The following is a 26,480-nucleotide window of genomic DNA, read 5'->3' as shown; positions in this document are numbered from 1 at the left end:
CTGCTGCGCGCGGCTCTCGCGGCCGGCCTGCTCGTCGCGATCCATCCGGCCGTGACCCGGGCGGCGGAGCCTCACAGGCTCGCGCTGCAGATCAGCGACGACGACCCGGTCAAGATGCGCGCCGTGCTCGATGTGGCCGCCAACGTCTCGCGGCATTATTCCGGGCAGGGCGAGGACGTCGAAATCGTGGTCGTCGCCTTCAATGGCGGGCTCGACATGCTGCTCGCGGACCGCTCGCCGGTAAAGGAGCGGCTGGTGAACTTCCTGAAATCGATGCCCAATGTGAGCTTTATCGCCTGCGGCAACACGCTGGAGACGCTGGCGGCGAAGGAGGACAGGCGACCGCTGCTGATCGAGGGCGTCAGCGTCACCCAGGTCGGGGTTGCCGCGCTGATGGATTTGGCGGAGAAGAACTGGACGATTGTCCGGCCGTAGGGGAGGGCCATCGCATATGCGACTCGTGTTGATGCGGTGTGCTGGAACCTCAAACTCGTCATGCCCGGGCTCGTCCCGGGCATCCACGTCCTTTGTGCCGCGGGAAAGGTCGTGGATGGCCGGGACGAGCCCGGCCATGACGACGTGGAAGCGGTTGTGCATGAACCCACAGGATCATGTGAGATTGTCCGAGCGGTGAGGAGAGCTCTCGATGCGCTGGTTGCTGGGACTGACGGTCTTGCTGACGCTCGCGGTGCCCGCGCGCGCGGCCGAGCAGGAGCTCGAACTGTCGGTCGACGGCCGCGCGACGCTCGCGACGCTGCGCACGCCCGGCACAATGACGTCGGACACGCCGCTCGTCGTGATGACCCACGGCACGCTCGCGCACAAGGACATGGAGGTCATTCAGGGCATCGCCAAGGCGCTGGAGCAGCGCGGCATCGCCTCGCTTGCGCACACGCTGTCGCTCGGGCTCGATCGCCGCAAGGGCATGTATGACTGCGCCGTGCGGCACGACTATGCCGCCGAGGATGCGGTGACCGAGATCGGCGCCTGGGTCGCGCGGGCGAGGGACGTGTCCCGGTGGGTCTTCGCGTTCGGCCATTCGCGCGGTGGCAACCAGGTCGCGCGCTATCTCGCAGCCAGCGGCACCCCGCAGGTCGCGGGCGCGGTGCTGCTGGCGCCGGTGACCGCAAAAGCCGAGGCCGATTTGCGCGCCTCCTACGCCAAGACCTATGGCAAGCCGCTCGAACCGTTTCTGGAGCTGGCAACGAAAGCGGTTGCGGCGGGCCGCGGCGGGGAGTGGATGGACGTCCCCGGCTTCATCTATTGTCGCAATGCCGTGGCATCCGCCCGCGCATTTGCGTCGTTCTACGGTCCCGATGCCGGTCAGGACACGGCCGCTCTCGTGGCGCGCGTGAAGCTGCCGGTGCTGGTGCTCGCCGCGACCAAGGACAGCGTGGTGCCCGATGTGGCCGCTGCCTTCGCGCCGCTTGCCGCTTCGAGCGGGGGCAGGGTTCAGCTCGACAAGATCGAGGATGCCGATCACTTCTTTCGTGACCTGTTCGCGGAAGACGTCGCCGACCGCATCGCCGAGTTCATCAAGCAGACACGATAGGAGGGGGACCATGCAGCGTCGATCCATGCTTCGCGCGAGCCTTGCCGGGTTATTTGGCGCCTTCACGGTGCGCCAGGCATCCGCGGCGACGGAAGCGCCCGCGCGTCAGCGCGTGGTCTATCATCTCGCCGATGCCGATCGCGTCGTCTTCGTTCTGGGCAATCTGCAGAACCACGTCGACGGCGTCGGCGGACCCGGCAAGGCCGACATCAGGCTGGTCGTGCACGGGCCGGCGCTGCGCGCCTTCCACGCGCTCGCGGCCCAGGACCACACGATTGCGATGATGACGAAACTCGTCGATGCCGGTGTCGGCTTCGACGCCTGCGCCAACACCATGAAGGCGCAAGGCGTCAAGCTGGACGATCTCACGCCCGGTTTCGTGGTGGCCGAGAAGGGCGGCGTGGTGCGGCTCGCCGAGCTGCAACAGCAGGGATTTGCCTATTTGCGCCCCTGAGGCCGCTGTGTTCGGGTATGCGGCGGCGCCGAGCCTTGATCTGCCTCATGGGACGCGGCGCGGGGATCGCTAGACTCGCATGCGCGCAGGAACAGCCGAGGCGGACGTGCTGACGTCGATCATCGATCTCTTGGGTGAAGACCGGCTGTCATGGCTCGGCGGCCTCGTGGTGGGAGGACTGTTCGGGTTCTTCGCGCAGCGCAGCCGCTTCTGCCTGCGCGCCGCCGCAGTCGAATTCTCCCGCGGTGAGGGCGGGCCGCGCCTTGCGGTCTGGCTGCTGACCTTCGCGGCGGCGCTGGTGGGCACGCAAGGCCTGGTCGCGCTCGGCTGGCTCGACGTCTCCGAGGCGCGCCAGCTCGCACAGCAGGGCAGCATTTCCGGCGCGCTTCTCGGCGGGGTGATGTTCGGTTGCGGGATGATTTTGGCGCGAGGCTGCGCCAGCCGGCTGTTGGTGCTCTCGGCCAACGGCAATCTCCGGGCCTTGCTGTCGGGGCTGGTGTTCGCGGTGACCGCGCAAGCCTCCTATCGCGGCCTGCTGTCGCCCGCGCGCGAATGGGTGACCAATCTGTGGCTGGTCGATGGCGGCCCGTCGCGTGACATCATGGCGATGTTCGGCGCCGGCACGCCCGAGAAGCTCGCCTTCGGAGCCGTATGGCTGATTGCGGGCCTGTCCTTCGCCTTTCGCAGCCAGCTGCCACGCCGGCTGCTCCTTGCCGCGCTTGCAACCGGGGCGGCCGTCGTCGCCGGCTGGCTCTTCACCTACCAGCTGTCGCAGGCCTCCTTCGCGCCGGTGACGCTGAAGAGCCTCACCTTCAGCGGACCGTCGGCCGAGGTGCTGATGCTGGTGCTCAACAGCGCGCAACTCCGGCTCGGCTTCGACCTCGGCATCGTCCCCGGCGTTTTTCTCGGCTCGTTTCTGGCCGCGGCGCGTAGCCATGAACTGAAGCTCGAGGGATTCTCTGACGGGCTCGGCATGCGGCGCTATCTGCTGGGGGCCGTGCTGATGGGCTTCGGCGCGATGCTCGCGGGCGGCTGCGCCGTCGGCGCCGGCGTCACCGGTGCCTCGGTGTTCGCGCTCACCGCCTGGCTTGTGCTCGGCGGCATGTGGTTGGGCGCGGGGTTGACCGATCTGCTCGTCGACCGTGCCGGCATGCCGCGGCCGCACCAAGCGGCAAAGTCGCCGGCATCGGGCGCGTGATTTTATATTTTAGAGATTGCTAAATCTAAATCCTTGAATATGATTTTCCACGATGCGAGCCGATCGAGCCGCAGGAACGCGGGTAGACTGCCGCCGTCCCGGGGAAACGCACATGACCGCCATCACGGAAGGCTACGTTCGCGAAGCGCCGCGCGCCGCGCGTATCGACTGGTCGCCCTATCTCGTCGGCGCCGGAATAGGGCTGTTGAGTTGGATTGCTTTTGCGGTATTCGGGGATCCGCTCGGCGTCACCACCGCCTATTCGCGCATCGCCTCACTGTTCGCTGTGCCGGTGGTCGGGCCGGAGGCTGTGGCGCAGAATTCCTACTGGAAGAGCATGCCGCTCAAGTGGGACTACGGCGTCTGGTTCCTCGTCGGCATACCGCTCGGCGCGTTCCTCTCGGCGATGATATCGGGCACGTGGCGGCTCGAGCTCGTGCCGGATGTCTGGAAGGAGCGGTTCGGCCCGTCAGTTACGAAGCGTTTCGTCGCCGCGTTCCTCGGTGGCGTCGTGATCATGTACGGCGCCCGGCTTGCCGGCGGTTGCACCAGCGGGCACGGAATCTCCGGCGGCTTGCAGCTTGCGGTCTCGAGCTGGCTGTTCCTGGCGGTCATGTTCGCCACGGGACTCGCTGTCTCCGCCCTCATGTTCCGTACGCGGTGAGGAGGATTGAGATGACCACAATGATGACGATCCTCGGTCCGGTACTGATGGGTGCAGCCTTCGGCTTCCTCCTGCAGCGAGGCAAGGTGACGAGCTGTAACGTGATCGAGAATCAATTCCGGTTGCGCGACTTCACCGTGCTGAAGGTGATGGGCACGGCAATCGTGGTCGGCGGCATCGGCGTGCTGCTGCTCGTCGATACCGGCAACACGAAATACTACGTGAAGGATGCCAACATGCTGGCGGTCGCGCTCGGCGCCGCGTTGTTCGGCGTCGGCATGGTGGTCTACGGCTACTGTCCTGGAACGGCGCTCGGCGCCATTGCAACCGGAAGCGTTCATGCACTGGTCGGTGCGCTCGGCATGGTCGCCGGCGCCATCCTCTACGCGCTGAGTTTCGATTGGCTGAAGGCCCACGTGCTCAACGTCTGGACACTGGGCAAGGTTCGCCTTCCCGACGTGACGAATATTCCCGATATCGCCTGGTTCGCCGCACTGGCAATCGGTGCCGGGCTGTTCTTCTGGTGGGTCGAATCCACTGAAGCCCGGCAGAAGAGGGGCTAAAGCATGATCCGGAAAAGTGCGAAGCGGTTTTCCGGAAAGATCATGCGCAAACAACAACCTAAAGCGCGATGATGATTCATCCAAATCTCATCGCGCTAACGGCACAAACAAACGCAAATGGCCGGGATCGCTCCCGGCCATTTTTGTTTTCAATGATAGTCATCGAAGAGCCATTGTGAATTTTTCACATCCAGATGGCCTGATACAGCACTTCTCGAATGCGCTTGATAGTGGCGCCCCCGATGTAATCAATTTGATCGAGCTTGCGATCATCTGTCGTCGCAAGTTGACCAACGGTGGTGATGCCTGCTCCAGTCAGACGATCAATCAAGTTATCCGTGAGTCCGTATGGATAAGCCGGTGACTTACGCAGAACCGTGACAGCCTTGTCCAAGATTGCGAGTCCATGCTCGACCGGCAACACCGGAAGCTGCACATTATGAAATGCTTGACCGGACACATGAAATTCCGCGGGCTCTGGAACGGCCCCAATCCATTGATCAATCATCTCAAAAGTGAGCCGCTTTGAGGGGACACTGTCCAAAAGATTGCATAGGTTGATTGCGAATACCGGTCCGCGCCCTCCCGACTTCAACGCTCGCGAAGCTTCACGCCTTGCAAGAAACCCCAAATATTCAAGAATCTCAAAGATCTTGCTAAACTGTCCGACAATCTGTCGATGAACTAAGACTCGGTCCGGCGCAACTGTCCGACCGTCTCGGACTGATCGTGAAGCTTGCTCAACGATGATTTCCATTACCTCGCGAGCGGGCTCTACCAACGGTTCGTAGACGCCTAGTTTTGGGGCCACTTCTTCCATTAAGGGCCAATAGTGATCCGTCGCCATATCCAAGATGCATTTGTTCACATCCGGAATTCCGATCTTATCGTGGCCGTCAAAGCGGTTGCACGCCAAGATAAGCCCACGGAGATTGCCGACAACAGCTCGCCCTAGGAGGTTGGCGAACTGCGCCGGTAGTAGCCGGTCAGAGAAGGTCGCCCGGTCGCCCAACTTTGGATACCTTGCTCGCACCACTTCTGGAAAGAAAGACGACTCGGCGGATACATCTGATCGTTCGATATCAATTACTGTAGAATCATTAAAAACGTCGAATCTTACGCCAAACTTCGTCACCCCCGGATAGATTGAAGCCTTGCAAGAGACAAGACTGCTGGAGAGCGCCCTGAACAAATCGAAGAAGACCTCCAAGGGCTTCTCTCGCCCAATATGAGCGGCATCGTCGAATAACAGAACAATTCTCTTATTCAGCCTTTGAGAAAGATCCATTAGACCGAACTGCAACGCGGTCTGATCCGGTGCCAGCGCAAAATCATGCGCAAAGGACCTGTTCAGTATTTCCTTTTGAATCGCAACAGAAAGTATCTGACAGAAATGACCAATATACTCTTCACCGTCAGATTGCAGTAGAGGTAGGTACCGCAAGCTTAGATAAACTGGGAATACCGTCTCGCTTTCTTTCATACGACGATAGGCTTCTATCAAAAGCGCACTCTTCCCGCTTCCGCGGCCACCGCGCACCAGAACTGGACCATGCGCGCTCAACTTACGAATGATTACGTCATCATGCGAAGAGAAGCTGTGATACTTGGAGAACGATTCCGGCGGACACTCTTCCGCAGCGAGAATCAACCCTGAATCTGCATCATCGATGCTTTGAACACTCATGACAATGTCTTTCGGAAGGATAGATATGCTTCCAGGGCGAGTTGCGGTTGAAGTGAGGCGTAGGCGGTTGGAATAAAATGAGACGCCAAGCCTAAGTGACCTACCAAGAGACAAGTATCACGGATAGCGTTCTTCACCGTGGCTTCATCAAAAACCAGCGCACTATTGAAGAATTCCCAGTGAACGCCCTTTGAGAGGGTCGAATACAATTGCTGCCCTTGGCCCTTCGTAATCTTGATGTAACTTTCTGAACTAAGCGAAAGTATCTCTCGAAGAAGCGGATCCGATCCGCTTGCAGAAACGTAGTCTAGCATATTTTCAACTGCCGGCTGCCAACAAACGCGATCGATGTGCTTGGAAAACAGTGCGCGGCTGATCTTCGAAACATCGTGATCAATGTTCCAAAGGTCCGCATTCTTTTCGTCCGCTGGCATTACATCACCGAACCAAGAAAACGCAGATCTCGCTCGTTTTCCGGGTTCGTATTCGGGTTGCCCCTGAAACTCGCTTAGATACAATATTCGAAATGTGTCCAACCGACCCACAAGTGCGGCGCACGAATTCTCAAGCACGACTCGAGCGAAGAAGGGCCCCAGAGCAATCGCTTCGACCGACGCTTCGTCCTTCAGGATCTTCACGGCTCTTGCAGCAAATGCGTCGATCGAAAGCGCGAGCTGGTTGAGCGCGGATTTAGCAAGCCCATCAGCGAGCGGTTCGCCACAAATCAAACGCCCAATATCCGACATTTGAAAAACTTACCTCCTAATGCGAGGAAATTGCACCATATACGAGAAATATTCCCATCCACAACCCTACGCTCAGAGGATCAACCGTCGCGTGGCCATCCGCAACATCACGCCGCTGCTCAACGGCGGTCAGGCCTCGCTGCCGCCGCCCGCGCCCGGCACCGCACCGCCGCGGTAACGGCACACACAACGCAAATGGCCGGGAGCGATCCCGGCCATTTCTGTTTGGTAATCTCGTGCCCCGGACGCAGCGCAGCACGCAGTGATGCGGTGCTGAGCCGGGGCCCACTCTATCGACGCGGTTGACGTATCTTGGGTCCCGGCTCTGCGATGCACCGCTTCGCGCGGCATCGCGTCCGGGACACCGGCGAGCGTTTCAACCCTTGTCGCTTTCGAGCCGGAAGATCTGCGAGCCTTCGCTGCCCGAGAGCAGGCCGGTCTTCGAATAAAGGCTGAGCTTGGTGCGGGTGTCGGCGATGTCGAGATTGCGCATGGTGAGCTGGCCGATGCGGTCGGCCGGCGTGAAGGCGGCGTCCTCGACCTTCTCCATGCTGAGCCTTTCAGGCGCATAGGTGAGATTGGGGCTCTCGGTGTTGAGGATCGAATAGTCGTTGCCGCGGCGCAGCTCCAGCGTCACCTCGCCGGTGACGGCGCGCGCGACCCAGCGCTGGGCGGTCTCGCGCAGCATCAAGGCTTGCGAGTCGAACCAGCGGCCCTGATAGAGCAGGCGACCCAAGCGCATGCCGCTGATGCGGTATTGCTCGATGGTGTCCTCGTTGTGGATGCCGGTGACGATGCGTTCATAGGCGATGTGCAGCAGCGCCATGCCGGGGGCTTCGTAGATGCCGCGGCTCTTGGCCTCGATGATGCGGTTCTCGATCTGGTCGCTCATGCCGAGGCCGTGACGGCCGCCGATGGCGTTGGCTTCGAGGAACAGCGCGACGGGATCGGAGAAGGTCTGGCCGTTCAGCGCCGTGGGCTGGCCCTCTTCAAAGCGCACCACGACCGTCTCGGCCTTGACGGCGCAATCGTCGCGCCAGAACGGCACGCCCATGATCGGGTTGACGATCTTGATGCCGCTGTCGAGGCTTTCGAGATCCTTCGCCTCGTGCGTCGCGCCGAGCAGGTTGCTGTCGGTTGAATACGCCTTCTCGGCGCTCATCTTGTAGGCAAAGCCCTGCGCGGTCATGAATGCCGACATCTCGGCACGGCCGCCGAGCTCGTCGATGAACTGCTGATCGAGCCAGGGCTTGTAGATTTTCAGGCCGGGATTGGTGAGCAGGCCGTAACGGTAGAAGCGCTCGATGTCGTTGCCCTTGAAGGTCGAGCCGTCGCCCCAGATGTTGACGCCGTCTTCCTTCATCGCCGCGACCAGCATCGTGCCGGTCACCGCGCGCCCGAGCGGCGTGGTGTTGAAATAGGTGATGCCGCCGGTCGAGATGTGGAAGGCGCCGGACTGGATCGCGGCGATGCCTTCATGGACCAGCTGGGTGCGGCAATCGACGAGGCGCGCCTTCTCGGCGCCGAACTCCATCGCCTTGCGCGGGATCTCGTTGTAGTCGGCCTCGTCGGGCTGGCCGAGATTGGCGGTGTAGGCGTAGCAGCGCGCGCCCTTCTGCTTCATCCAGAGCAGCGCGGCGGAAGTGTCGAGGCCGCCCGAAAAAGCGATGCCGACTTTCTCTCCCTTGGGCAGGCTTTTCATGATCGTGGTCATGGCGCGTCCAATCGGTCTCAAATAGCTGATGTTGTCTGTGGCTCGTGGCGGCGAATATCAAATTTCGCACGCCTCGGCACGCATTTAATGGCTCAAACCGAGGGCTCGGGACCGGTCCTGCGGCCGAACAGGCGCTGGCGGAGCCGGTAGGCGGGCATGTTCAGCCGGGTCAGGGCGGCATCGACCGCCTCGTCCGAAAACCGCGTTCGCGGCCAGCGGTAAATCAGCGCGTAGGCAAACCAGATCACCACGAAGGTGACGAGGCCGGCGATCGACACGTCGGTAAAGAAGTGCCCGCCGAAGGCCATGCGCAGCCCGCTGGTCACGGCGCCGAAGATGACTGCTCCGGCGTAGGCGAGCGGCCGCCACGCCGGCGGCGCCAGCGCGGCGGGCGCCAGGGTCCAGAACGCGGTCGCGCCTTCGCCCGAGAAGAACGAGCAGTTGCGCGCGCAGCCGCCGCGGGGATCCCACCACGGCACGAATTGCTGATCGCCGGCGAACTCGGTCACCACCACCGGGCGCGGCCGGCCCCAATAGGTCTTGAAGGTGAGGTTGGTGAGGATGCCGGCCGACAGGATGATCGTGGCCAGCAGGAACACGATCGCGCGTCCCGACACCATCAAGGGACGGTCGGGCCTGATCATCTTGACCACGAGCGCCACCAGCGACGGCAGCACGAAAGCCCAGGCGACCCACATCGCGGCATCGCGCGCGAAGCCGGCCCAGTCATTCAGCTTGAGCGGAAAGGTCTTCGTCTCGGGGTCGAAGAACAGCGATGCCAGCTTGAGATCGAGCTCGGGATAGAGGCCGAAAACGACGCCGATCACGAGCCACAGCGCCAGGGCGATGAAGAGTCCGGTACGGTTCATGGCGCGCGGTTTAGCGGAGTGGGACGGGGATGAAAACCCCAACGGCGGTGCCCATCCTCCCCTGGAGGGGGAGGATCGGTTCGCATGTAGCGAAGCGAAATGCGAACCGAGGTGGGGTGAAGCCACGCGCACAGCTATCGCGGATAGTCTGTCACCCCACCCCGCTCGCGCTATGCGCGATCGACCCTCCCCCTCCAGGGGAGGGTAAGAAATCACCGCGCATCCGGCCTTGAATGCGACGGCAGTGGTGGAGGCGGGTTGCGTGGCGGCGGCGGGATGCGCCAGGCGCCGGCGTTGCGGCCAGCGATCAGCCAATAGACCACGCCGGCAACGATGCCCGCGCCGGTCATGATCTCCAGATGGCGCCGCACGATGCCTTCGAACTGGAACGTGTCGGAGTGGAAGGGAACGAGGCCGAGATAGCAGGCGAGCCCGACGAGGCCGCCACCGACGGCATAGGCGAGCGCGCTGCGGATGTAGAGCGCTTCGGTGATCGCAACGATCACCGCCGCCGGCACCAGGGCAAAGCCCGAGACGAAGATGAAGCCGAAGCCGAGCAGGATGTCGATCGCGCCCTGGTCGACGGGACCTGCGCCGAGATCGGCGAATTCCGGAAACAGCAGCGCGACGACGACGATCATGCCGCCGACGAAGCAGGCGGCGAGGAAGCCGATGAAGATGACGATGAGGCGGCCGATCAGGGACATGAGATAAGCAGGTTACGGATCAACGACGTCGCCACGCTCTCAGCCGTCATGCCCGGGCTTGACCCGGGCATCCACGACTTTCTTTCTCGCGGCTCGTGGATGGCCGGGTCAAGCCCGGCCATGACGAGCGCTGAGGAAGCCGCCATTCTCAATCCGTCATCGCCATGGCGCGCAGCGCCTGGCGCTCGCGGGCCGAGAGCTTTTCCGTCTCCGACTTGAGCTGACCGCAGGCGGCGAGGATGTCGCGGCCGCGCGGGGTGCGCACAGGCGAGGAATAGCCGGCGTTGAAGATGTATTCGGAGAACTTCTCGATCTGGTCCCAGTCCGAGCATTCATAGGCGGTGCCGGGCCAGGGATTGAACGGGATCAGGTTGATCTTGGCGTGAATGCCCTTGAGCAGCTTCACCAGCAGCTTTGCGTCATCAAGCGAATCGTTGACGCCCTTGAGCATCACATATTCGAAGGTGATGCGGCGGGCGTTGGAGGCGCCGGGATAGTCGCGGCAGGCCTGCAGCAGCTCCTTGATCGGATATTTGCGGTTGAGCGGTACCAGCTCGTTGCGCAGCTCGTCGCGCACCGCATGCAGCGAGATCGCGAGCATGACGCCGATCTCCTCGCCGGCGCGCACGATGTTCGGCACCACGCCCGAAGTCGACAGCGTGATGCGGCGGCGCGAGATGCCGATGCCTTCGTTGTCGCCGACGATCAGGAGCGCATCGCGCACCGCGTCGAAATTGTACAGTGGCTCGCCCATGCCCATCATCACGATGTTGGTGACGCGGCGCGTGCCGTCCTCGCGATCGGCCCAGTCGTTCAGGCGATCGCGCGCGACCATGATCTGGCCCACGATCTCGCCGGCGGTGAGGTTGCGCACCAGGCGCTGCGTGCCGGTGTGGCAGAAGGAGCAGTTCAGGGTGCAGCCGACCTGCGAGGAGACACAGAGCGTGCCGCGATCGGTCTCGGGAATGTAGACGCACTCGACTTCATGCGCCTTCTGAACATTGTCGCCGCTCGGCAGGCGCAGCAGCCATTTGCGAGTGCCGTCGTTGGAGATCTGCTCGGCCACGACTTCGGGACGGTCGACGGTGAAGTGCTGCGCGAGCTCGGCGCGAATACCCTTCGAGATCGAGGTCATGTCGTCGAAGCCACGGGCGCCGCGGAAGTAGAGCCAGTGCCAGAGCTGCTGCACGCGCATCTTGCGCTGCGCCGGGGCGACCCCGATCTCGCCGAGGCGGTCGGTCAGCTCCGTGCGCGACAGGCCGATCAGCGACGGCTTTGCCGGCGGCACATAGGTTTCGAGCGGAGTCTTCTCCACCAGGATTGCGTCGCGTGGTTCGGTCGTCGGTTGCATTGATTGGACCTGATTATCTTGTCGTTCCGGGGCGATGCGCAGCATCGAACCCGGAACCTCGAGATTCCGGGTCTGGTCCTTCGGACCATCCCGGAATGACGGAAAAACTTGGAACCGGGCTTATATAGCAACCGGAACCGCCGATTGCGACCTAATCGACCGCAGCCTTAACGCCGGCAATCCTGTGCGATCTTGTCGAGCGCCTGGGCCAGCCCCTTCAGCGAGAAGGTATCGGTCGTCTCCGTGCCCTTGGCCGAGACGCCCTTGACCACGAGATCGGCGGATTTGCGCATGGCTTCGACCATCCGTTCTTCCTCGGCCGCGTTCTTGATCCAGAGGCCGTCACCCTGCGTGTACATCGCAAAGGCAGCGCCGCCGACCTCGACCGAGGATTCCGAGCCCGGCTTCAGCGCATAACCGATCATCACCGAAACTTCGTTGTTCACTTTCTCGGCCGGCCGGGTCGAGACGAAGGCATAAGCCGGATCGCGCGGCCTGTTCGGCGGGTTGGTCTTCGACGACGAAGGCTTGGCCAGCGCGAAGCAGACCTTCTTGCCGTTGGGCGTCGCCGAATAGGCGCCCCAGGTGCCGAACTGGCCGATCAGGGTCGGCTCCGCACCGCCCGCAACCGCCGCGGGTGGGGCCACCGGTTTGCTCTCCGGCTTTGCAGCCGATTTTGCAGTCGTATTGGCCGCCGGCTTTGGCGCCGTCTTCGGCGCGGGTTGTGCTGTCTGCGCCTGCGCAGAAACAGCGACTCCCCCGGCCACAACGCCAGTCATCAAAGCTAAAATCAGCACCCGCCACATGCTGGAGTGGTTCCCTCAATATTGTGACTGGAAGATGGCCCGGCCGCGCTTTGTCCCCGTGGCAGGGATAGCCGGGAAAGTCCAATTTGGGAAGGCAGTTAGCGGTATCAGCGCCGGCTTAAGCCTTGGATCGCGCGGCGCGCTGGTCGGCCCATTGCGTCTCGGTCCAGCCGAGCAAATCCTCAGCGCCGGAACTGCGCAAATGCGCGCCGCCGTCGATCACGACCATCTCGCCATTGATGTATGCCGCACGGTCCGAAACCAGGAAGCTGGCGAGATCGGCAAGCTCGCCATGCTCTCCGGTCCGGCCCAGCGGATTGCGCGCGGTCCAGCTCTCGTCACGGCCTTCGGGACGGAGCTGCCCCGACGCACCCGCGGTCGGGAACGGCCCCGGCGCAATGGCGACGGTGCGGATGCCCTTCGGTCCCCATTCCACCGCGAGACTTTTGGTCATCGCCAGCAGCGCCGATTTCGCCATCGCCGACGGCACGGTGAAGGCGCGGCCGGTGATGGTCGAGGTCGAGAGAATCGAGAGCACGACGCCGCCATGCTCGTCCTCGATCCAGCGCCTGCCGGCAGCGAGCGTGCAATACAACGCGCCGTGCAGCGTCGGCGCCAGGATCGCATCGGCGGCGCGGAAGGAAAGATGCTCGCTCTGCGCGATGAAAGTCGCGGCCGCGTTGTTGACGAGGATGTCGAGCGGTGCCTCGCCCCAGATCGTGTCCATCATGCTGTCGACGGCCGCGCCGTCGCGAATATCACAGGCAATGGTCGTGACTTTGCCGCCGATTTTCTCGCGCATCTCGCTCGCTGTTGCATCCAGCCGGTCGAGCCTGCGGCCACAGATCACGAGCTCGGCGCCGAGCGCGAGGAAGCGGCGTCCCATCGCAGCACCAAGGCCCGAGCCGCCACCGGTGACGAGGATGCGCTTGTCCTTGAGCAGGCCTGTTTCAAACATCGTTTGAATCCTTCTCGTCTGTCATCGCGAGCGCAGCGAAGCTACCCAGAATCCGTCCTGCGGAAATAGTCGGGATTGCTTCGCGGAAGCTTGTCAGCGGGCCGCGCTTCGCGCAGACCCGTTGGCTCGCAACGACGCGAGGATAGGCTGCGGCAAGGTCGCTGACAAAAGAATCCCGATTGTCGGGCCGCTCTAAATCCGGCAAAACCGGGCCAACCATAATTCCACTCGAAACGCTTCAGGTGCCGTCATGAAAGCCATACTCTGCTCGCAATATTGCCAGCCCGACGATCTCGTGCTGGCCGAGGTGCCAGATCCGGTGGCGGGTCCCGGCGAGGCCGTGATCGCGATCAAGGCGGCAGCGCTGAATTTCTTCGACATCCTGATGATCCAGGGCAAGTACCAGATCAAGCCGCCGTTCCCGTTCTCGCCGGCTGCGGAAGTTGCGGGCGTGATCGAGAGCATCGGCCCCGGCGTCACCGATCTGAAGGTCGGCGATCGCGTCGTCGCGTCCTGCGGCCACAACGGTGCGCGTGAGAAGATCGCGCTGCCGGCGGCATCGATCGTGAAGATTCCCGATAATCTCGATTACGATCGCGCGGCTGGCATCATCATCATCTACGGCACCGCGCTGCATGCGCTGGAGGATCGCGCCAGCCCGAAGCCGGGCGAGACGCTTGCGGTGCTGGGCGCGGCCGGCGGCACCGGCCTTGCCGCCTGCGAGCTCGGCAAGCTGATGGGATTGAAGGTGATCGCCTGCGCCTCGTCGGACGAGAAGCTCGAATTCGCCAAAGCGCACGGCGCCGAGCTGACGCTGAACTACGCCAAGGAGGATCTGAAGGAAGGCCTGCGCAAGCTTACCGGCGGCAAGGGCGTCGACATCATCTTCGATCCCGTTGGTGGAGCCTATGCCGAGCAGGCGCTGCGCTCGATCGCCTGGGAAGGCCGCTTCCTCGTGATCGGCTTTGCCGCGGGCGACATTCCGAAAATGCCATTGAACCTTGCACTCTTGAAGGGCTGCGACATCCGCGGCGTGTTCTGGGGCGCTTGGACTCGCCAGAATCCGGAGAAGAACCGCGCCAACCTCGAAAAGCTGGTGAAGTGGACTGCGGAAGGAAAGATTTCATCGCATGTCGATCGCACCTTCCCGCTGGCCCAGACCGCTGACGCGCTGAAGGTGCTGGCAGGACGCCAAGCCATGGGCAAGGTCATCCTGCATCCGTGAGGATGTCACGGCGAACGGAGACGCGACGCCATCGCCACGTATTCAACTGTCATCGCCCGGCCAGTGCGCAATTGCGCGCTAGGACCGGGCGATCCAGTATTCCAGAGACGCCAGTGATTTAGCCGAGAAGCCGCGGCGTACTGTCATGCCCCGGTCAAGCCGGGGCATGACAGCGGTGAGCGTGGCGAACAGCGTCAATGACCGCGGCATCGCAAGAGATTGCGCTCACGCGCCCCTATGAAATCCTCCTCAACCGTCGCCGCCGAAATTGCGGTGCATTCCGCGTCGTCGCCCCAATCAAACCCAAATATCTCCAGATTCGCGCAAACCGCCGTCGCTTTTTGGGCTGAATCGGACGGCGATTTACCGGTTCCAGTTTGCGGGGCGCTTCTGGACAACAATAAAAAGACTGAAGCCGGGAATGCCCCTGCGTAGTCGGTAATGGGGAGCATCACCATGGAGACGACGGCATACCGTCCGTCCGGGGAGTCGAGGGCGTTCGACTCCGATCGATCAGCATCACATCAGTCCACCACGTCCTACATCCGTGCGCGCGCCGCACGGGCCGAGCTTTCGGACGATCCAATGCCTCTGTTCCTGTCCGATCCGCTGGGAGCACCGGATCCAAGGGAATATGCGCCGCACGAATTGCGTGCCAGAGCCAGGATCGTCCCGCGCCTGCTCGCGACGGGGCTGGCGATCTCCGGCGCCGCGATTCTCGCTGCGCTGTTTCAATCCGATCTGCGCAATCTCGTCGCCGGCAGCCGGTCGGGCGCGCCTTCCGGCCAGGCCATGGCTCCGAGCCACGCGCCAGCGGCACGGCAGGTCCCGCTCAAGGATCCGGCCCGCGTGACCAACACGAGGCTGGCGAGCGCCGACAAGCAGGAGCATCCGGTGCCGTCCGTGCCAAGCCGCGAAGCGATCGCGACCGCCTATCAGGTGGCGCTGCAAGCCCAATCCCAACCTCAAGCGCAAGCGCCCGCCGCAGCAGCGCCCGTGCCGCCCGAACCCGTCAGGACCCTCGACGCCGACACACTGGCAGGGCTGATGACGCGCGCCAGAAACCTGATGAGTGTCGGCGACATCGCCGCGGCGCGCCTGCTGCTCGAGCGGGCGGCCAATGCGAAAGACGCGACGGCCGCGCTTCTGCTGGCGCAGACCTACGATCCCGCAGTGCTCGGCACCAGCGACGCACGCAGCGTCATTGCCGACACGGCGGTTGCTCGTGACTGGTACCAGCGCGCCGCAAGCCTCGGATCGGCGGAGGCGCAACGGCGCCTCGGCCAGCTCTCGAACTAGAACTCGTCAGGGGACATCATGCGTAACGCTCTAGGAATGGCGCTTGCCGCCATCATGACCATCTGTGCCTCCACTGCACGCGCCGAGCAGACGGAATATGATCCGGCAAAAGTCTCGGACGGCCTGAAGGCGATCTTCCAGTTCGGCTCGACCTCGACCAAGCAGGCGCTGAACGCCAACACCGTCACGCTGATCACAGGCACGATCGGCGGCACCTATGTGCAGTTTGGCGCCGACCTCGCCTCCGTGCTCGACGACGGCAACAAGATCCGCGTGCTGCCGATCGTCGGCCGCGGCTCGGTGCAGAGCGTCGCCGATATCCTGTTCCTGCAAGGCGTCGATCTCGGCATCGTGCGCGCCGATACGCTCGACTATCTCGAGCGCAAGGGCTTTGCCAAGGACATCAAGCGGCAATTCACCTATGTGACCAAGCTGTACAACGAGGAGATGCAGGTGATCGCGCCGAAATCGGTGGCGACGCTGAAGGACCTCGAAGGCAAGACCGTGAGCGTCGATCTGCCGAACGGCGGCACCTTCGTCACCGCCCTCACCGTGTTCGAGCGGCTCGGGATCAAGGCGAAATTCGTCTATGTCGAGCAGCGCATCGCGATGGAGAAGCTGAAGGCCGGCGAGATCGACGCGGTCATCGTGGTCGGCGGCAAGCCGTACAAATCGGTCTCGACCTTCGGCAATGACGGCCGCTTCCATCTCGCCAGGGTGGACTATTCCAAGCCGCTGCAGAGCGATTATCTGCCGGCGACGCTGACAGCGAAGGACTATCCGAACCTGATCAAGGAAGGCGAGGGTGTCGACACGATCGCGGTGCCTGCGGTGCTCGCGGCCTATAATTGGGCGCCGAACACCGAGCGCTATCGCAAGCTCGCGCTGTTCGTGGACGCGTTCTTCACGAAATTCCCGACCCTCCAGAACCCGCCTTTCCATCCCAAATGGAAGGAGGTCTCGCTTGCGGCGCCCCTGTCCGGCTGGAACAGGCTGCCGGTGGCGCAGCAATGGCTCGACAAGCACGGCGTGGAGCCGGTGACGCGCCAGCGCTTCGAAGCCTTCCTGAAGCAGAACCCTGCAGCGGCGAAGGTGTCCGACACCGACAAGGAGACGCTGTTCAGGCAATTCCAGGCCTGGGACGCGGAAAAGGCGCGGGCGGAGGCGGGGAAGTGAGCCGTCACTGCATTTCTGGATTGCTTCGCTTCGCTCGCAATGACGGTGGCTTGAGCGAATGCCATCCACACACTCACTGTCATCGCCCGGCTTGACCGGGCGACCCAGTATCCAGAGGCGGCGCGGCTGGCCCCGATAAGCCGCGGCGTACTGGATTCCCCGCTCCAGTGCGCAATTGCGCACAACGCGGGGAATGACAGCGGAATGCGCGGCGACAGCCGCTACGCTGCTTCCGCTTCGGAGTTGCCCTCGTCCACCCCGCGCTTCAGCGCGGCGCGGGCGGCTTCACGATGCTCGTTCGTGATGTGGCCGGAGACCATGCGAATGGCGGTGGCCAGCACCGCGGCGTCGTCGGCAAAGCCGAGCACCGGCATCACGTCGGCGACGAAGTCGAACGGCAGGATGAAATAGGCGATCGCGCCAAGCAGCGCGGCCTGGACATGGCGCGGCGTCTGCCGGTCGAACGCGCAGTAATAAGCGGCGAGCAGGTCTTCGGCGAACGGCAGATGGCCGACGACGCGCTTCAGCTTGCGCCAGAAGCGGCGGCGCACGCTCTCGCGATCTTCCGCGAGCCGATCGGCCGGCTCGAAACCGACGCTGTGTTCGGCAGCCATGTTCGACAAACTCCCCGTTCAGCCCCGAGGCGGCGCATCGCCGCATCCCGGCTGATCACAAGATGGGGATGTGGCCGGTCCCTGCAAGACGTCCGCCGGTCTCAGCCTGCGATCGCGTTCATCGTCTTGGCCAGCGCCACGTCGAGCGCCGTGACGCCGCCGGCGTCGTGGGTCGACAGCACCACCTCCACCGTCTTGTAGACGTTGCGCCATTCGGGGTGGTGATCCATCTTTTCGGCGACCAGCGCGACGCGGCTCATGAAGCCAAACGCCTCGTTGAAATCCTTGAAGATAAAGGTTTTCCCGATGGCATCCCGGCCCTGAACCTCGCTCCAACCCGCCAGTCCGCCGAGCGCCTGCCCGCGCCCCTCCGCCGAAAGCCGTTCTGCCATGGTCCTCTCCGTCCTTCAGGGGAACTTTACCCTAACACCGTGCATATGGCCCGGGTTCATACGGGATTTCCGTCATCCGCTAACCATGACGGAGATGTAACCCCGGCGGACAAGAAATTTGCTACAATTGCGGGCGTAAATCGCCGGCCAAGATGAAACTGAGCCTCAAGCGCCTGTTTGGGAGATCGATGACCGGGGGATTGGACCTGGCCGAAGCGCCCCCTCCGCCTTCGCCGCGATCCGCGGCGCGGAAGACGGCGCTGGTGTCACTTGCATTCGTGCTTGCGGTCGTCGGCGCGCTCGCCGGCGCCTATTACTTCGCGATGCGGCCGGTGACGCTGAAGATCGCGGTGGGTCCCGCCAACAGCGATGACGTCAAGGTCGTGCAGGCGCTGACGCAGGCCTTCACGCAGAGCAAGGGCCAGGTACGGCTGCGGCCGATCCAGACTGACGGCGCCACAGCCAGCGCAAACGCGCTGGCCGAAGGCAAGGTCGATCTCGCCATCGTGCGCGGCGACCTCGACGTGCCCAAGAACGCGCAAGCGGTCGCGACCCTGCGCAAGAACGTCGTGGTGCTGTGGTCGGTCCCGGGCAAGGGCAAGAAGCGGGGCTCGAAGATCACCAAAATCTCGCAGCTCGCCGGCCATCGCGTCGGCGTGGTCGGCCGGACCCAGGCCAACGTCAATCTGCTCAAGGTCATCCTGCAGCAATACGGCGTCGATCCCGCCAAGGTCGAGATCGTGCAATTCCCGGCCAACGAAGTTGCCGAGGCGATCAAGGGCCAGAAGGCCGACGTCTATCTCGCGGCGGGCCCCGTCAACAGCAAGATCACGGCGGATGCGATCGCCGCCTCCATCAAGGATTTCGGCGCGCCCAGCTTCATCGCGATCGATTCGGCGGATGCAATCGCGCAGAACCATCCGATCTACGAAGCGTCCGAGATCCCCGCCGGCACCTATGGCGGCTCGCCCGCCCGGCCCGAGGACGAGGTCAAGACCATCAGTTTCTCGCACCACATCGTGGCGCGCAAGGGCGTGTCCGAAACCACCATCGCGGCGTTCACGCGCCAGCTGTTCGCCGTGCGCCAGCAATTGGTGACGGAATTCCCGCTCGCGGCGAAGATCGAGACGCCCGACACCGACAAGGATGCGGTGATCCCGGTGCACCCCGGCGCCGCCGCCTTCGTCGACGGCGAGGAAAAGACCTTCCTCGACAAATACAGCGATTACATCTGGTGGGGCCTGATGGCGCTCTCCGCCATGGGCTCGATCGGCGCCTGGTTCGCCGGCTATCTGAAGAAGGACGAGCGCGACAACAACAGCCATCTGCGCGAGCGGCTGCTCGACATGATCGCCGCCGCGCGCAAGAGCGAGACGACCGAAGAGCTCGACCAGATGCAGGCCGAGGCCGACGAGATCCTGCGCGATACGCTACGCTGCTTCGATCACGGCGCGATCGAGGAGGGCTCGCTCACGGCCTTCAACATCGCACTGGATCAGTTCCATGCCGCCGTCGCCGACCGCAAGGCGGTCCTGTTCAGCCTGCCGCAAAACCTGCAACGCGCAACGGCCCAGTTCAGGGCCGCGGGCAACGCGTAGGCGCAGGCGCGCGTAATTGCTGCGTCACATTGGCGCACTATAGCTCCCTCCGTCATCCGGGGCGATGCGAAGCGTCGAACCCGGAATCCATCGCGCCGCGTTCGCGAGGAGAATTGGATTGCGGGTTCGCGCCTGACGGCGCGCCCCGGAATGCCGGCCTTCTTGCAAGCTCGGGGTCGGAGTAAATCTACATGAACATCACATTCTCCCGCCGCCGCTTCCTCGCCACCGGCGCCGGTGCGCTCGGCACCATCGCGATGCCCTATCTGTCGCGCGCAGCCGATCGGCCGGCGGTGACGCATGGCGTCCAGTCGGGTGACGTCACGATCGATGGCGGCGTGGTGTGGGCGCGTACCGACCGGCCCGCGCAGATGCTGGTCGAGGTGGCGACGACCGATACGTTCAGGGATGCCCGTGCGCTGCCGCCGATCACGGCGCTCCCCGAGAGCGACTTCACCGCAAAGATGCTGCTGGAGCACCTGCCTGCCAGCCAGGACATCTTCTACCGGATCCGCTTCCGCGACCTCTCGCACAGCGCCATCGAGGGCGAGCCGGTCGTCGGCCGTTTCCGCACCGCGCCGGCCGACCGCCGCGACGTCAGCTTCGTCTGGGGCGGCGACGTCGCAGGCCAGGGCTGGGGCATCAACCCGGACGACGGCGGCATGGTCACCTTCTCCACCATGCGCAAGCACAAGCCGGATTTCTTCCTGCATTCGGGCGACACCATCTACGCGGACGTCCCGATTGCATCCGAGGTGAAGCTCGCCGACGGCAAGATCTGGAGGAACGTCACCATCCCCGAGAAGGCCAAGGTCGCCGAGACGCTGGACGAGTACCGCGCCGCGCACAAATACAATCTCACCGACGACAATCTCCGCGCCTTCAATGCCGAGGTGCCGATCTTCGTGCAGTGGGACGACCACGAGGTGACCAACAATTGGTCGCTGTCGAAGGAATTGCCGGCAGCCTACAAGGAACGCAACATCGCGCTGCTCGCCGCGCGCGGCGCGCGCGCCTTCCACGAGATGTATCCGCTGCGCGAGAGCATCAACGAGCCTGGCCGGATCTGTCGCCAGATCTCCTACGGCCCGCATCTCGACGTGTTCATGCTCGACGAGCGCAGCTATCGCGGCCCGAACGGCCCCAATCTCGAAACCGCGTACGGCCCCGCCAGCCACTTCCTCGGACCGGACCAGATCGCCTGGCTCAAGCGCGGCCTGCTCAATTCGCGCGCGACCTGGAAGGTGATCGCCTCCGACATGCCACTTAGTCTCATCGTGTCAGACGCGGCCGGCTCGGAGGCCTTCGCGCAAGGCGACGGCCCGGTGCGCGGCCGCGAGTTCGAGATCGCCGACATCCTGCGCTTCATCAGGACGGCGCCGATCAGCAACACGGTGTGGCTGACGGCGGACGTGCACTACGCCGCCGCGCATTATTACGATCCGAACAAGGCGCAATTCCAGGACTTCGAGCCGTTCTGGGAATTCGTCGCGGGTCCGCTGCATGCGGGTACGTTCGGTCCAGCCGCGCTCGACAACACCTTTGGACCCGAGGTGCGCTTCGTCAAGGCGCCGGGCAAGGATAACCAGAATCTGCCGCCGTCCGCCGGCATGCAGTTCTTCGGTCACGTCAAGATCGACGGCGCCTCGGGCCAGATGATCGTGACCTTGCGCGACCGCGCCGACGTCGCGCTGTGGTCGACCACGCTCGATCCGAAGCGCGCCTAAGTCCAACTTGGAGCCGGATGGCGATGAACCATCCGGCCGGCCCGGACGACCATTGCAGGCCCGCGCATTTTCACGGGACTGATGCCGCCCAAGCCATTTTCGAGTTGATCCGTGCTGTTCAGCCGCCGAACCCTCGTCATCGCACTCCTGCTGAGCGCGGCGTCCCCGACATCGGCGCGGAGCCAGGACAGGGCCGCGCTGGTGCGCGAGGCTTTCGCATCGCCTTATGGCAAGGCGCTGACCATCGAGCTCGGCAAGGCGTTACGCACCAGCGCCGATCCCTCATGCCTGGCGGAGAAGGGGCTTGCGGCCGATCAGCTCGAGCCTCGCGGCCACGACATCATCCTCTCATGGGGCACGCGCATGTTCGAGAGCACGGGCGCCCTCATCGATCAGCAAAACGCCGCCAATCCGTTTCCCGGCGCCACCGAACGGGAACGCCTCGAACGCAATGCAGACGTCAAACGATTTCTCGCAATCGAGCAGCCGATGCGACAGGCCAAGGTCCTCGATCTGGTCTTCGAGCATTTCGACCGCTACGTCTTGATCAGCGGGATCAAGCTCGGCGCGGTCTCCCCTGTCGCGACCGGCAACAAGGAATTGCTCGATCGCAATCCGATCGGAGCGACCGAGGACGCGCTGGAACGATTTGTCGCGAAGTCCAAATCGTCCGCGCTGAAGCGCTTCCTGGAATTGTCGGAGCAAGCTGCCTTCGCCCAGCGAGCCGCGACCGGCAGGATCACGTCACCGCCACCGCTTCCGCATACGTATTTCCGCGGCGTCGAAGACGACCTCGCCGCACTCTGCATCCGCTCCGGCAAGTGAGACGTCAGGGATTGCGCGTACGCAACGACGCCTCAAGTGCGTCGCTCGAACAGGGCTTCTGCAAACGCGGCTGGCCGGCAAATTCGGCCGGGATGCGCGCTTCGGCGCCGTAGCCGGTGACGAAGACGAACGGAATCTTCAGCGAGACCAACCGCTCGGCCACCGCAAAGCTGGTCTCGCGGATCAGCTCGACGTCGAGCAGGGCGAAGTCGGGCGCTTTTAGCGCGATGGCGTCCAGCGCCTGGGTCACCGACCCGACGGTGCGCACGCTGGTCACCCCGAAACCGAGCAGCCGGTCCTCGAAATCGATCGCGATGATCGGGTCGTCCTCGACGATCAAGACGTTGGCCGGCCGGCCGGAGCCATCGGGAGGTGCGGATGTCATGATCAGATCTTCAATGTGGGGTTTTTGCGGGATCAGGACTGCCGCGACACGATGCCTGCGCCCAGCGCATCGGAGGGTTCCCGGAACGAAACCCACCACATCGCCGTTCTCCAGTCTGTCCACTTGTGCACACAAAGGATGGACGGAACTCGTTAAGGTCGGAAGGAGGACGGGGAGCTCAGGATGGACGCGCGTATTGGCAAGACAACCGAGGTCGAAAGCCGGCCGGCCAACAATCTGTTGCGGCGCCTGAGCCACGCGGATTATGCGTTGCTCGCACCGCACGTCGCCATCGAGGACGCCGCCGCCGGGCAATTGCTCTACAATCCCGGCGACGACGTCCAGGTCGTGCACTTTCCCTGCGGGCCGGCGCTCGCGACCTTTCTCGTTCCCAACGAGGACGGCCGCGACGTCGAAACCATCCTGGTCGGCCGCGAGGGCGCGGTAGGAGGCATCGTCAGCGAGGGCTTCCTGCCCGCCTACACCCGGATCTGCGTGAAATTCGGCGGGCCGTTCGCGCGTATCCACGTCGCCAAGCTGGAAGCGGCCAAGCTGCGCTCGGCCTCGCTGCGCAACATCTTCGCCCGCTACGCCGACTGCCTGCTGGCGCAGATCTTCCAGTCGACCGCCTGCAACGCGATCCATTCGATCGAGCAGCGGACCGCCAAATGGATCCTGGCGGCAATGGAGCGGACCGGCGACGAGAGCAGCGTGCCGCTGACCCACGAGCAGCTTGCGACGCTGCTCGGCGTTGGCCGCAGCTACGCCAGCCGCGTGCTGCAGTCGTTCAAGGCCGAGCGGATCCTCGACACGCGGCGCGGATCGATCCTGGTTCTCAACCGCGACGGCCTGAAGCTGCGCGCCTGCCTGTGCAACGACGCGGTGAAGATGCATTTCGAGGAGGTGTTGCGCGGCGTCTACCCGAGCGAGGAGCGGGAGGCCGGGTAGCGAGTCTCGCTTCTTCCTTCTCCCCCTGTGGGAGAAGGTGGCGCGAAGCGCCGGATGAGGGGTTCTCTCAGCGAGCTCGCCTCGGTGCGAGAGACCCCTCACCCCAACGAGCTTGTGGCCAAAGCGGCGATGCCCTCTCCCACAAGGGGAGAGGGCGCAATCATGCGCAGCGCGGGCGTTTGAACGCGACCGTGCTATAGTCTCCCGGCATGAGCGGGGTCTTCCTTCACACCATCTTCGACATCGCGGCGTGGCTGGCGGCGGCCGCGGCCGTCTGGTGGTTGTCGCGACAGCGCCTGCAGTTTCCGGCGCAATCCTTCGAGCTGCCCTATCTCGCCGCGCTGGTGTTCGGCGCCGGCCTTGGCGCCTATCTGTTCGGCTCCGCCAATCTGTGGCTGTCGGGTCAGAGCGGCATCGCGCGCTCGGTGGAGGGCGCGCTGGCCGGCGGCATCGTGGCGATCGAGCTCTACAAACGGACGGCCGGCATCGCCTTACGCACCGGCGCACGGTTTGCGCTGCCGCTGGCCGTCGGCATCGCGATCGGGCGGCTCGGCTGCTATTTCGCTGGCCTCGACGACTTCACCTATGGCACGCCGACGGCGCTGCCCTTCGGGCATGATTTCGGCGACGGCGTTCTTCGCCATCCCGTGCAGCTCTACGAAAGCGCGGCCATGGCCATATTCGCGCTTGCCTATGTGCTGGCTATCTTGAACCGAAACGCCTTTGTGATCACCAATGGCTTCTACCTGGCTCTCGCCTTTTACGGAGCGCAACGCTTCCTGTGGGAATTCCTCAAGCCCTACGGCACGCTGATCGGCCCCCTCTCCCTGTTTCACCTGCTGTCGCTGTCCATCCTGCTCTATGCCGGCGTCATGCTGGCGACGGCGCCCAAAGCGAGACGCTTGCAAAATGAGTTACCTGCATGAACGCGCCGTTGCGTAAGTCGCGTCCCTATATTTTCTGGGGCCAGACCCAATCTCTCTGCGAGACCTGCCTGAAGCTGGTGCCGACCAAGATCCAGATTCTGGACAACGAGGTCTGGTACGAAAAGCGCTGCCGGGAGCACGGCGTCCAATCGACGCTGGTGTCGACGGATGCCGCCTATTGGCGGCTGTGCAAGGACTTCATCAAGCCCGGCGACCGGCCACTGCAATTCCAGCAGCGCACCGAGTTCGGCTGCCCCTACGATTGCGGGCTCTGTTCCGACCACGAGCAGCATTCCTGCCTGGCGCTGATCGAGATCACCGAGCACTGCAATCTCACCTGCCCGGTCTGCTTCGCCGAATCCTCGCCCGCGCGAACGAAATTCACCCCGCTCGCGACCGTCGAGAAGATGCTGGACGCGCTGGTGGCCAGCGAAGGCGAGCCCGATCTCGTGCAAATCTCCGGCGGCGAGCCGACGCTGCATCCGGATTTCTTCGCGATCCTGGAGGCGGTGCGCGCCCGCCCGATCCGCCACGTCATGATCAACACCAACGGCCTGCGCATCGCGCGCGAAAAGGATTTCGTGGCGCGGCTCGCCGAGAACAGGCGCGGGCTGGAGGTCTATCTCCAGTTCGATTCAATGCAGCGCGATGCGCTGATCGACCTGCGCGGCGCCGATCTACGCAAGATCCGCCAGCAGGCGCTGGAAAATCTCGAACATTACGGCGTCTCGACCACGCTGGTCGCAACCATCAAGCGCGGCGTCAACGATGCCGAGATCGGCGACATCGTCCGCCACGCGCTGACCTGGACATGCGTGCGCGGCGTGACGCTGCAGCCGGTGCAGGACGCCGGCCGCAACGATAATTTCGATGGGAAGACCGATCGCATCATGCTGTCGGAGATCCGCAAGCGCGTGATCGAGACCGGCGTGTTCGGCGACAAGGACATGATCCCGCTGCCCTGCAACCCCGAGAGCATCTCGATCGGCTACGGCCTGCGCAACGGTGAGAAGGTGCTACCGCTGACCTCGCTGATCCCACAGGAGCAGCTGGTCGCGGTGATGCCCAACACCATCAGTCCGGAGAAATACCCGGTGCTGCGGGAGAAATTCGTCGATCTGTTCTCGCTGTCGTCGGGCCCGCTCAACACGTCCGAGCGCGTCTGCGAGCTCTTGTGCTGCCTGCCGAGCTTTCAGGTGCCGGACGGGCTGTCTTACGAAAACGTCTTCCGCGTCACCATCGTGCAGTTTCTCGACCGCTTCAATTTCTGCGTGGGCAACGTCAAGCGCAGCTGCATCCATTTCGTGACCGAGCAGGGGTCGATCATTCCGTTCGACACCTACAATCTGTTCTACCGCGACGGAAAGATCGACGGCATCCGCGCGGAGCTGGCCGGAGAAACTTATCGGGAAGCCAAGCAGCGCGAGGAGATGCCTCGTTGAGCGAGACGCCTTCACCTCCACCGTCGCGAAGTGGATGCGTCACTGCGCTCATGGTGATGTTCGGGGTGATCCTGCTGCTGCCCGGCATCTGCGCCTTGATTTTTGTCGCCGACTCGTCGCCCCACCTCGACAACCGTTTCATCCCTATCCTCGCCCTCACATTGCTGGTGGCATTTGCCGGCGTGATGCTGATCAGGGCCGCGAGAAAGAGACCATGAGCGATTCCAGCACCCCTCCACCAGCAGTGCCTCCGCAGAAACCGCAACAGCGCAGCGGCTGCCTGACCGCGTTCATGGTCATCTCGGGCATTATCCTCCTGCTGCCCGGCCTGTGCGCCCTGCTGTTCGGCGGCATCTCCATATCCGATGGAGGCAAGATCGACTCCGACATCGCGCCGCTGGTCTTCCTGGGGCTGGTCGTTGGCATCGGCGGCGTCGCCCTGATCTGGGCGGCAATCAAGGGGCGAAAGGCCCCGCCTATCCGAAACGATCGCTAAGCCCCGGAGATTCCCGGACAAAATTCAGTCAACCAAGGCCCAAAGAACACATTGTTTTTTGGCGGTTTTTGCATATATTGCGCCGCAACGCACAGGGTGCCCGGTCGATATGGCCGGGCTTCCCTTTTTGGGCGGAAAGCGCCCCGTTTCCAGTCTTC

At 63.5% G+C, this 26,480-nt stretch carries 29 protein-coding genes and 1 pseudogene; 18 read left to right on the top strand and 12 right to left on the bottom strand.

Translation table 11 applies throughout. The annotated features are described in order from the left end of the window. The 6 genes from TSA1_RS04995 to TSA1_RS04970 all read left to right on the top strand — a co-directional run bounded on the left by TSA1_RS04995 (position 1) and on the right by TSA1_RS04970 (position 4,431). The gene (locus TSA1_RS04995; RefSeq protein ID WP_174719276.1) at positions 1 to 435 is read left to right on the top strand and encodes a DsrE family protein; all 435 of its coding nucleotides are present in this window, start codon (positions 1 to 3) and stop codon (positions 433 to 435) included. A 211-nt stretch (positions 436 to 646) separates the two neighbouring features. Beyond that, complete coding sequence (locus TSA1_RS04990) at positions 647 to 1,552, top strand: alpha/beta hydrolase (protein ID WP_100175377.1); 906 nt, start codon at positions 647 to 649, stop codon at positions 1,550 to 1,552. A gap of 10 nt (positions 1,553 to 1,562) precedes the next feature. Continuing rightward, a complete protein-coding gene (locus tag TSA1_RS04985; RefSeq protein ID WP_100175376.1) occupies positions 1,563 to 2,006 on the top strand; it encodes a DsrE family protein in 444 nt (147 codons plus the stop codon). Between the two features lie 106 nt (positions 2,007 to 2,112). Further along, a complete protein-coding gene (locus tag TSA1_RS04980) occupies positions 2,113 to 3,204 on the top strand; it encodes a YeeE/YedE family protein (protein ID WP_100180973.1) in 1,092 nt (363 codons plus the stop codon). 112 nt (positions 3,205 to 3,316) lie between these two features. Next, the gene (locus tag TSA1_RS04975; protein WP_100175375.1) at positions 3,317 to 3,868 is read left to right on the top strand and encodes a YeeE/YedE thiosulfate transporter family protein; all 552 of its coding nucleotides are present in this window, start codon (positions 3,317 to 3,319) and stop codon (positions 3,866 to 3,868) included. Positions 3,869 to 3,879: 11 nt separating this feature from the next. Continuing rightward, positions 3,880 to 4,431: a YeeE/YedE thiosulfate transporter family protein gene (locus tag TSA1_RS04970; protein WP_100175374.1), complete on the top strand. Its 552-nt coding sequence runs from the start codon at positions 3,880 to 3,882 to the stop codon at positions 4,429 to 4,431. Between the two features lie 184 nt (positions 4,432 to 4,615). Here TSA1_RS04970 and TSA1_RS04965 read toward each other — a convergent pair whose 3' ends face one another. Continuing rightward, positions 4,616 to 6,118 (bottom strand): P-loop NTPase family protein, encoded by a 1,503-nt coding sequence (locus TSA1_RS04965; protein ID WP_100175373.1) that lies wholly within the window; start codon positions 6,116 to 6,118, stop codon positions 4,616 to 4,618. After that, positions 6,115 to 6,864: a hypothetical protein gene (locus TSA1_RS04960; protein ID WP_100175372.1), complete on the bottom strand. Its 750-nt coding sequence runs from the start codon at positions 6,862 to 6,864 to the stop codon at positions 6,115 to 6,117. Before TSA1_RS04960 ends, TSA1_RS04965 begins: the two co-directional genes overlap by 4 nt. Before the next feature lie 79 nt (positions 6,865 to 6,943). Between TSA1_RS04960 and TSA1_RS41100 the strand changes: the two are divergent. Beyond that, positions 6,944 to 7,042: pseudogene (locus TSA1_RS41100) on the top strand (OmpA family protein); the annotation flags it as partial. A gap of 198 nt (positions 7,043 to 7,240) precedes the next feature. Here the strand turns inward: TSA1_RS41100 and argG are convergent. The 7 genes from argG to TSA1_RS38730 form a co-directional block, all read right to left on the bottom strand. Further along, positions 7,241 to 8,578 carry an argininosuccinate synthase gene (gene argG / locus TSA1_RS04955; RefSeq protein WP_100175371.1) on the bottom strand — a complete coding sequence of 446 codons (1,338 nt, stop codon included), beginning with the start codon at positions 8,576 to 8,578 and terminating at the stop codon, positions 7,241 to 7,243. A 92-nt stretch (positions 8,579 to 8,670) separates the two neighbouring features. Continuing rightward, complete coding sequence (locus TSA1_RS04950) at positions 8,671 to 9,447, bottom strand: phosphatase PAP2 family protein (RefSeq protein ID WP_100175370.1); 777 nt, start codon at positions 9,445 to 9,447, stop codon at positions 8,671 to 8,673. 212 nt (positions 9,448 to 9,659) lie between these two features. Next, positions 9,660 to 10,154 (bottom strand): hypothetical protein, encoded by a 495-nt coding sequence (locus tag TSA1_RS04945; protein WP_100175369.1) that lies wholly within the window; start codon positions 10,152 to 10,154, stop codon positions 9,660 to 9,662. 148 nt (positions 10,155 to 10,302) lie between these two features. After that, positions 10,303 to 11,505 carry a dual-specificity RNA methyltransferase RlmN gene (gene rlmN / locus TSA1_RS04940; protein WP_100175368.1) on the bottom strand — a complete coding sequence of 401 codons (1,203 nt, stop codon included), beginning with the start codon at positions 11,503 to 11,505 and terminating at the stop codon, positions 10,303 to 10,305. Between the two features lie 167 nt (positions 11,506 to 11,672). Next, the gene (locus TSA1_RS04930) at positions 11,673 to 12,311 is read right to left on the bottom strand and encodes an invasion associated locus B family protein (protein ID WP_100175366.1); all 639 of its coding nucleotides are present in this window, start codon (positions 12,309 to 12,311) and stop codon (positions 11,673 to 11,675) included. A 118-nt stretch (positions 12,312 to 12,429) separates the two neighbouring features. Next, positions 12,430 to 13,269 (bottom strand): SDR family oxidoreductase, encoded by an 840-nt coding sequence (locus TSA1_RS04925; RefSeq protein WP_100175365.1) that lies wholly within the window; start codon positions 13,267 to 13,269, stop codon positions 12,430 to 12,432. Next, positions 13,262 to 13,489 carry a hypothetical protein gene (locus TSA1_RS38730; protein WP_145984264.1) on the bottom strand — a complete coding sequence of 76 codons (228 nt, stop codon included), beginning with the start codon at positions 13,487 to 13,489 and terminating at the stop codon, positions 13,262 to 13,264. Before TSA1_RS38730 ends, TSA1_RS04925 begins: the two co-directional genes overlap by 8 nt. Before the next feature lie 30 nt (positions 13,490 to 13,519). Between TSA1_RS38730 and TSA1_RS04920 the strand changes: the two genes are divergently transcribed. From TSA1_RS04920 to TSA1_RS04910, 3 genes are all read left to right on the top strand, one after another. Next, positions 13,520 to 14,494 (top strand): NADPH:quinone oxidoreductase family protein, encoded by a 975-nt coding sequence (locus tag TSA1_RS04920; protein ID WP_100175364.1) that lies wholly within the window; start codon positions 13,520 to 13,522, stop codon positions 14,492 to 14,494. 456 nt (positions 14,495 to 14,950) lie between these two features. Next, positions 14,951 to 15,793, top strand: a complete 843-nt coding sequence (locus tag TSA1_RS04915) for a hypothetical protein (RefSeq protein WP_100180972.1) — start codon at positions 14,951 to 14,953, stop codon at positions 15,791 to 15,793. An 18-nt stretch (positions 15,794 to 15,811) separates the two neighbouring features. Further along, entirely contained in the window at positions 15,812 to 16,969 is a 1,158-nt protein-coding gene (locus tag TSA1_RS04910) for a TAXI family TRAP transporter solute-binding subunit (RefSeq protein WP_100175363.1), read from the top strand. Between the two features lie 221 nt (positions 16,970 to 17,190). On the opposite strand, the gene TSA1_RS04905 is transcribed toward TSA1_RS04910, so the two are convergent. Next, positions 17,191 to 17,583 (bottom strand): YkvA family protein, encoded by a 393-nt coding sequence (locus TSA1_RS04905; RefSeq protein WP_100175362.1) that lies wholly within the window; start codon positions 17,581 to 17,583, stop codon positions 17,191 to 17,193. A gap of 101 nt (positions 17,584 to 17,684) precedes the next feature. Next, positions 17,685 to 17,975, bottom strand: coding sequence for a 4a-hydroxytetrahydrobiopterin dehydratase (locus tag TSA1_RS04900; protein WP_100175361.1), 291 nt, complete (start codon positions 17,973 to 17,975; stop codon positions 17,685 to 17,687). A gap of 152 nt (positions 17,976 to 18,127) precedes the next feature. Here TSA1_RS04900 and TSA1_RS04895 point away from each other — a divergent pair, with 152 nt between their 5' ends. The 3 genes from TSA1_RS04895 (at position 18,128) to TSA1_RS04885 (ending at position 22,125) form a co-directional block, all read left to right on the top strand. After that, positions 18,128 to 19,573 carry a TAXI family TRAP transporter solute-binding subunit gene (locus TSA1_RS04895; RefSeq protein ID WP_100175360.1) on the top strand — a complete coding sequence of 482 codons (1,446 nt, stop codon included), beginning with the start codon at positions 18,128 to 18,130 and terminating at the stop codon, positions 19,571 to 19,573. Positions 19,574 to 19,764: 191 nt separating this feature from the next. After that, positions 19,765 to 21,300 carry an alkaline phosphatase D family protein gene (locus tag TSA1_RS04890; protein ID WP_100175359.1) on the top strand — a complete coding sequence of 512 codons (1,536 nt, stop codon included), beginning with the start codon at positions 19,765 to 19,767 and terminating at the stop codon, positions 21,298 to 21,300. A gap of 111 nt (positions 21,301 to 21,411) precedes the next feature. After that, the gene (locus tag TSA1_RS04885) at positions 21,412 to 22,125 is read left to right on the top strand and encodes a hypothetical protein (RefSeq protein ID WP_100175358.1); all 714 of its coding nucleotides are present in this window, start codon (positions 21,412 to 21,414) and stop codon (positions 22,123 to 22,125) included. 4 nt (positions 22,126 to 22,129) lie between these two features. On the opposite strand, the gene TSA1_RS04880 is transcribed toward TSA1_RS04885, so the two are convergent. Beyond that, complete coding sequence (locus TSA1_RS04880; protein ID WP_100175357.1) at positions 22,130 to 22,510, bottom strand: response regulator; 381 nt, start codon at positions 22,508 to 22,510, stop codon at positions 22,130 to 22,132. A gap of 183 nt (positions 22,511 to 22,693) precedes the next feature. On the opposite strand from TSA1_RS04880, the gene TSA1_RS04875 reads away from it, so the two are divergent. From TSA1_RS04875 to TSA1_RS04855, 5 genes are all read left to right on the top strand, one after another. Further along, on the top strand, positions 22,694 to 23,458 hold the full coding sequence (locus TSA1_RS04875) for a Crp/Fnr family transcriptional regulator (RefSeq protein WP_100175356.1): 765 nt from the start codon (positions 22,694 to 22,696) through the stop codon (positions 23,456 to 23,458). A 209-nt stretch (positions 23,459 to 23,667) separates the two neighbouring features. Continuing rightward, entirely contained in the window at positions 23,668 to 24,384 is a 717-nt protein-coding gene (locus tag TSA1_RS04870) for a prolipoprotein diacylglyceryl transferase family protein (protein ID WP_100175355.1), read from the top strand. Beyond that, on the top strand, positions 24,381 to 25,826 hold the full coding sequence (locus TSA1_RS04865) for a radical SAM protein (protein WP_100175354.1): 1,446 nt from the start codon (positions 24,381 to 24,383) through the stop codon (positions 25,824 to 25,826). Before TSA1_RS04870 ends, TSA1_RS04865 begins: the two co-directional genes overlap by 4 nt. A gap of 50 nt (positions 25,827 to 25,876) precedes the next feature. Further along, positions 25,877 to 26,044 (top strand): hypothetical protein, encoded by a 168-nt coding sequence (locus tag TSA1_RS04860; RefSeq protein ID WP_245448103.1) that lies wholly within the window; start codon positions 25,877 to 25,879, stop codon positions 26,042 to 26,044. Continuing rightward, on the top strand, positions 26,041 to 26,322 hold the full coding sequence (locus tag TSA1_RS04855; protein WP_100175352.1) for a hypothetical protein: 282 nt from the start codon (positions 26,041 to 26,043) through the stop codon (positions 26,320 to 26,322). Before TSA1_RS04860 ends, TSA1_RS04855 begins: the two co-directional genes overlap by 4 nt. Positions 26,323 to 26,480: the final 158 nt, after the last annotated feature.

The sequence above is a fragment of the Bradyrhizobium nitroreducens genome, from assembly GCF_002776695.1.
GTDB classification, from domain to species: Bacteria; Pseudomonadota; Alphaproteobacteria; order Rhizobiales; family Xanthobacteraceae; genus Bradyrhizobium; species Bradyrhizobium nitroreducens.
The sequence above is the reverse complement of the archived record's forward strand: the minus strand, read 5'-3'. Positions and strand labels throughout refer to the sequence as shown.

Coding starts and splice junctions, on each gene's coding strand:
- TSA1_RS04990 (WP_100175377.1), top strand. CDS start 647: ATGCGCTGGTTGCTGGGACTGACGGTCTTGCTGACGCTCGCGGTGCCC.
- TSA1_RS04985 (WP_100175376.1), top strand. CDS start 1,563: ATGCAGCGTCGATCCATGCTTCGCGCGAGCCTTGCCGGGTTATTTGGC.
- TSA1_RS04975 (WP_100175375.1), top strand. CDS start 3,317: ATGACCGCCATCACGGAAGGCTACGTTCGCGAAGCGCCGCGCGCCGCG.
- TSA1_RS04970 (WP_100175374.1), top strand. CDS start 3,880: ATGACCACAATGATGACGATCCTCGGTCCGGTACTGATGGGTGCAGCC.
- TSA1_RS04965 (WP_100175373.1), bottom strand. CDS start 6,118: ATGAGTGTTCAAAGCATCGATGATGCAGATTCAGGGTTGATTCTCGCT.
- TSA1_RS04960 (WP_100175372.1), bottom strand. CDS start 6,864: ATGTCGGATATTGGGCGTTTGATTTGTGGCGAACCGCTCGCTGATGGG.
- argG (WP_100175371.1), bottom strand. CDS start 8,578: ATGACCACGATCATGAAAAGCCTGCCCAAGGGAGAGAAAGTCGGCATC.
- TSA1_RS04950 (WP_100175370.1), bottom strand. CDS start 9,447: ATGAACCGTACCGGACTCTTCATCGCCCTGGCGCTGTGGCTCGTGATC.
- TSA1_RS04945 (WP_100175369.1), bottom strand. CDS start 10,154: ATGTCCCTGATCGGCCGCCTCATCGTCATCTTCATCGGCTTCCTCGCC.
- rlmN (WP_100175368.1), bottom strand. CDS start 11,505: ATGCAACCGACGACCGAACCACGCGACGCAATCCTGGTGGAGAAGACT.
- TSA1_RS04930 (WP_100175366.1), bottom strand. CDS start 12,311: ATGTGGCGGGTGCTGATTTTAGCTTTGATGACTGGCGTTGTGGCCGGG.
- TSA1_RS04925 (WP_100175365.1), bottom strand. CDS start 13,269: ATGTTTGAAACAGGCCTGCTCAAGGACAAGCGCATCCTCGTCACCGGT.
- TSA1_RS38730 (WP_145984264.1), bottom strand. CDS start 13,489: ATGGTTGGCCCGGTTTTGCCGGATTTAGAGCGGCCCGACAATCGGGAT.
- TSA1_RS04920 (WP_100175364.1), top strand. CDS start 13,520: ATGAAAGCCATACTCTGCTCGCAATATTGCCAGCCCGACGATCTCGTG.
- TSA1_RS04915 (WP_100180972.1), top strand. CDS start 14,951: ATGGAGACGACGGCATACCGTCCGTCCGGGGAGTCGAGGGCGTTCGAC.
- TSA1_RS04910 (WP_100175363.1), top strand. CDS start 15,812: ATGCGTAACGCTCTAGGAATGGCGCTTGCCGCCATCATGACCATCTGT.
- TSA1_RS04905 (WP_100175362.1), bottom strand. CDS start 17,583: ATGGCTGCCGAACACAGCGTCGGTTTCGAGCCGGCCGATCGGCTCGCG.
- TSA1_RS04900 (WP_100175361.1), bottom strand. CDS start 17,975: ATGGCAGAACGGCTTTCGGCGGAGGGGCGCGGGCAGGCGCTCGGCGGA.
- TSA1_RS04895 (WP_100175360.1), top strand. CDS start 18,128: ATGAAACTGAGCCTCAAGCGCCTGTTTGGGAGATCGATGACCGGGGGA.
- TSA1_RS04890 (WP_100175359.1), top strand. CDS start 19,765: ATGAACATCACATTCTCCCGCCGCCGCTTCCTCGCCACCGGCGCCGGT.
- TSA1_RS04880 (WP_100175357.1), bottom strand. CDS start 22,510: ATGACATCCGCACCTCCCGATGGCTCCGGCCGGCCGGCCAACGTCTTG.
- TSA1_RS04875 (WP_100175356.1), top strand. CDS start 22,694: ATGGACGCGCGTATTGGCAAGACAACCGAGGTCGAAAGCCGGCCGGCC.
- TSA1_RS04870 (WP_100175355.1), top strand. CDS start 23,668: ATGAGCGGGGTCTTCCTTCACACCATCTTCGACATCGCGGCGTGGCTG.
- TSA1_RS04865 (WP_100175354.1), top strand. CDS start 24,381: ATGAACGCGCCGTTGCGTAAGTCGCGTCCCTATATTTTCTGGGGCCAG.
- TSA1_RS04860 (WP_245448103.1), top strand. CDS start 25,877: ATGGTGATGTTCGGGGTGATCCTGCTGCTGCCCGGCATCTGCGCCTTG.
- TSA1_RS04855 (WP_100175352.1), top strand. CDS start 26,041: ATGAGCGATTCCAGCACCCCTCCACCAGCAGTGCCTCCGCAGAAACCG.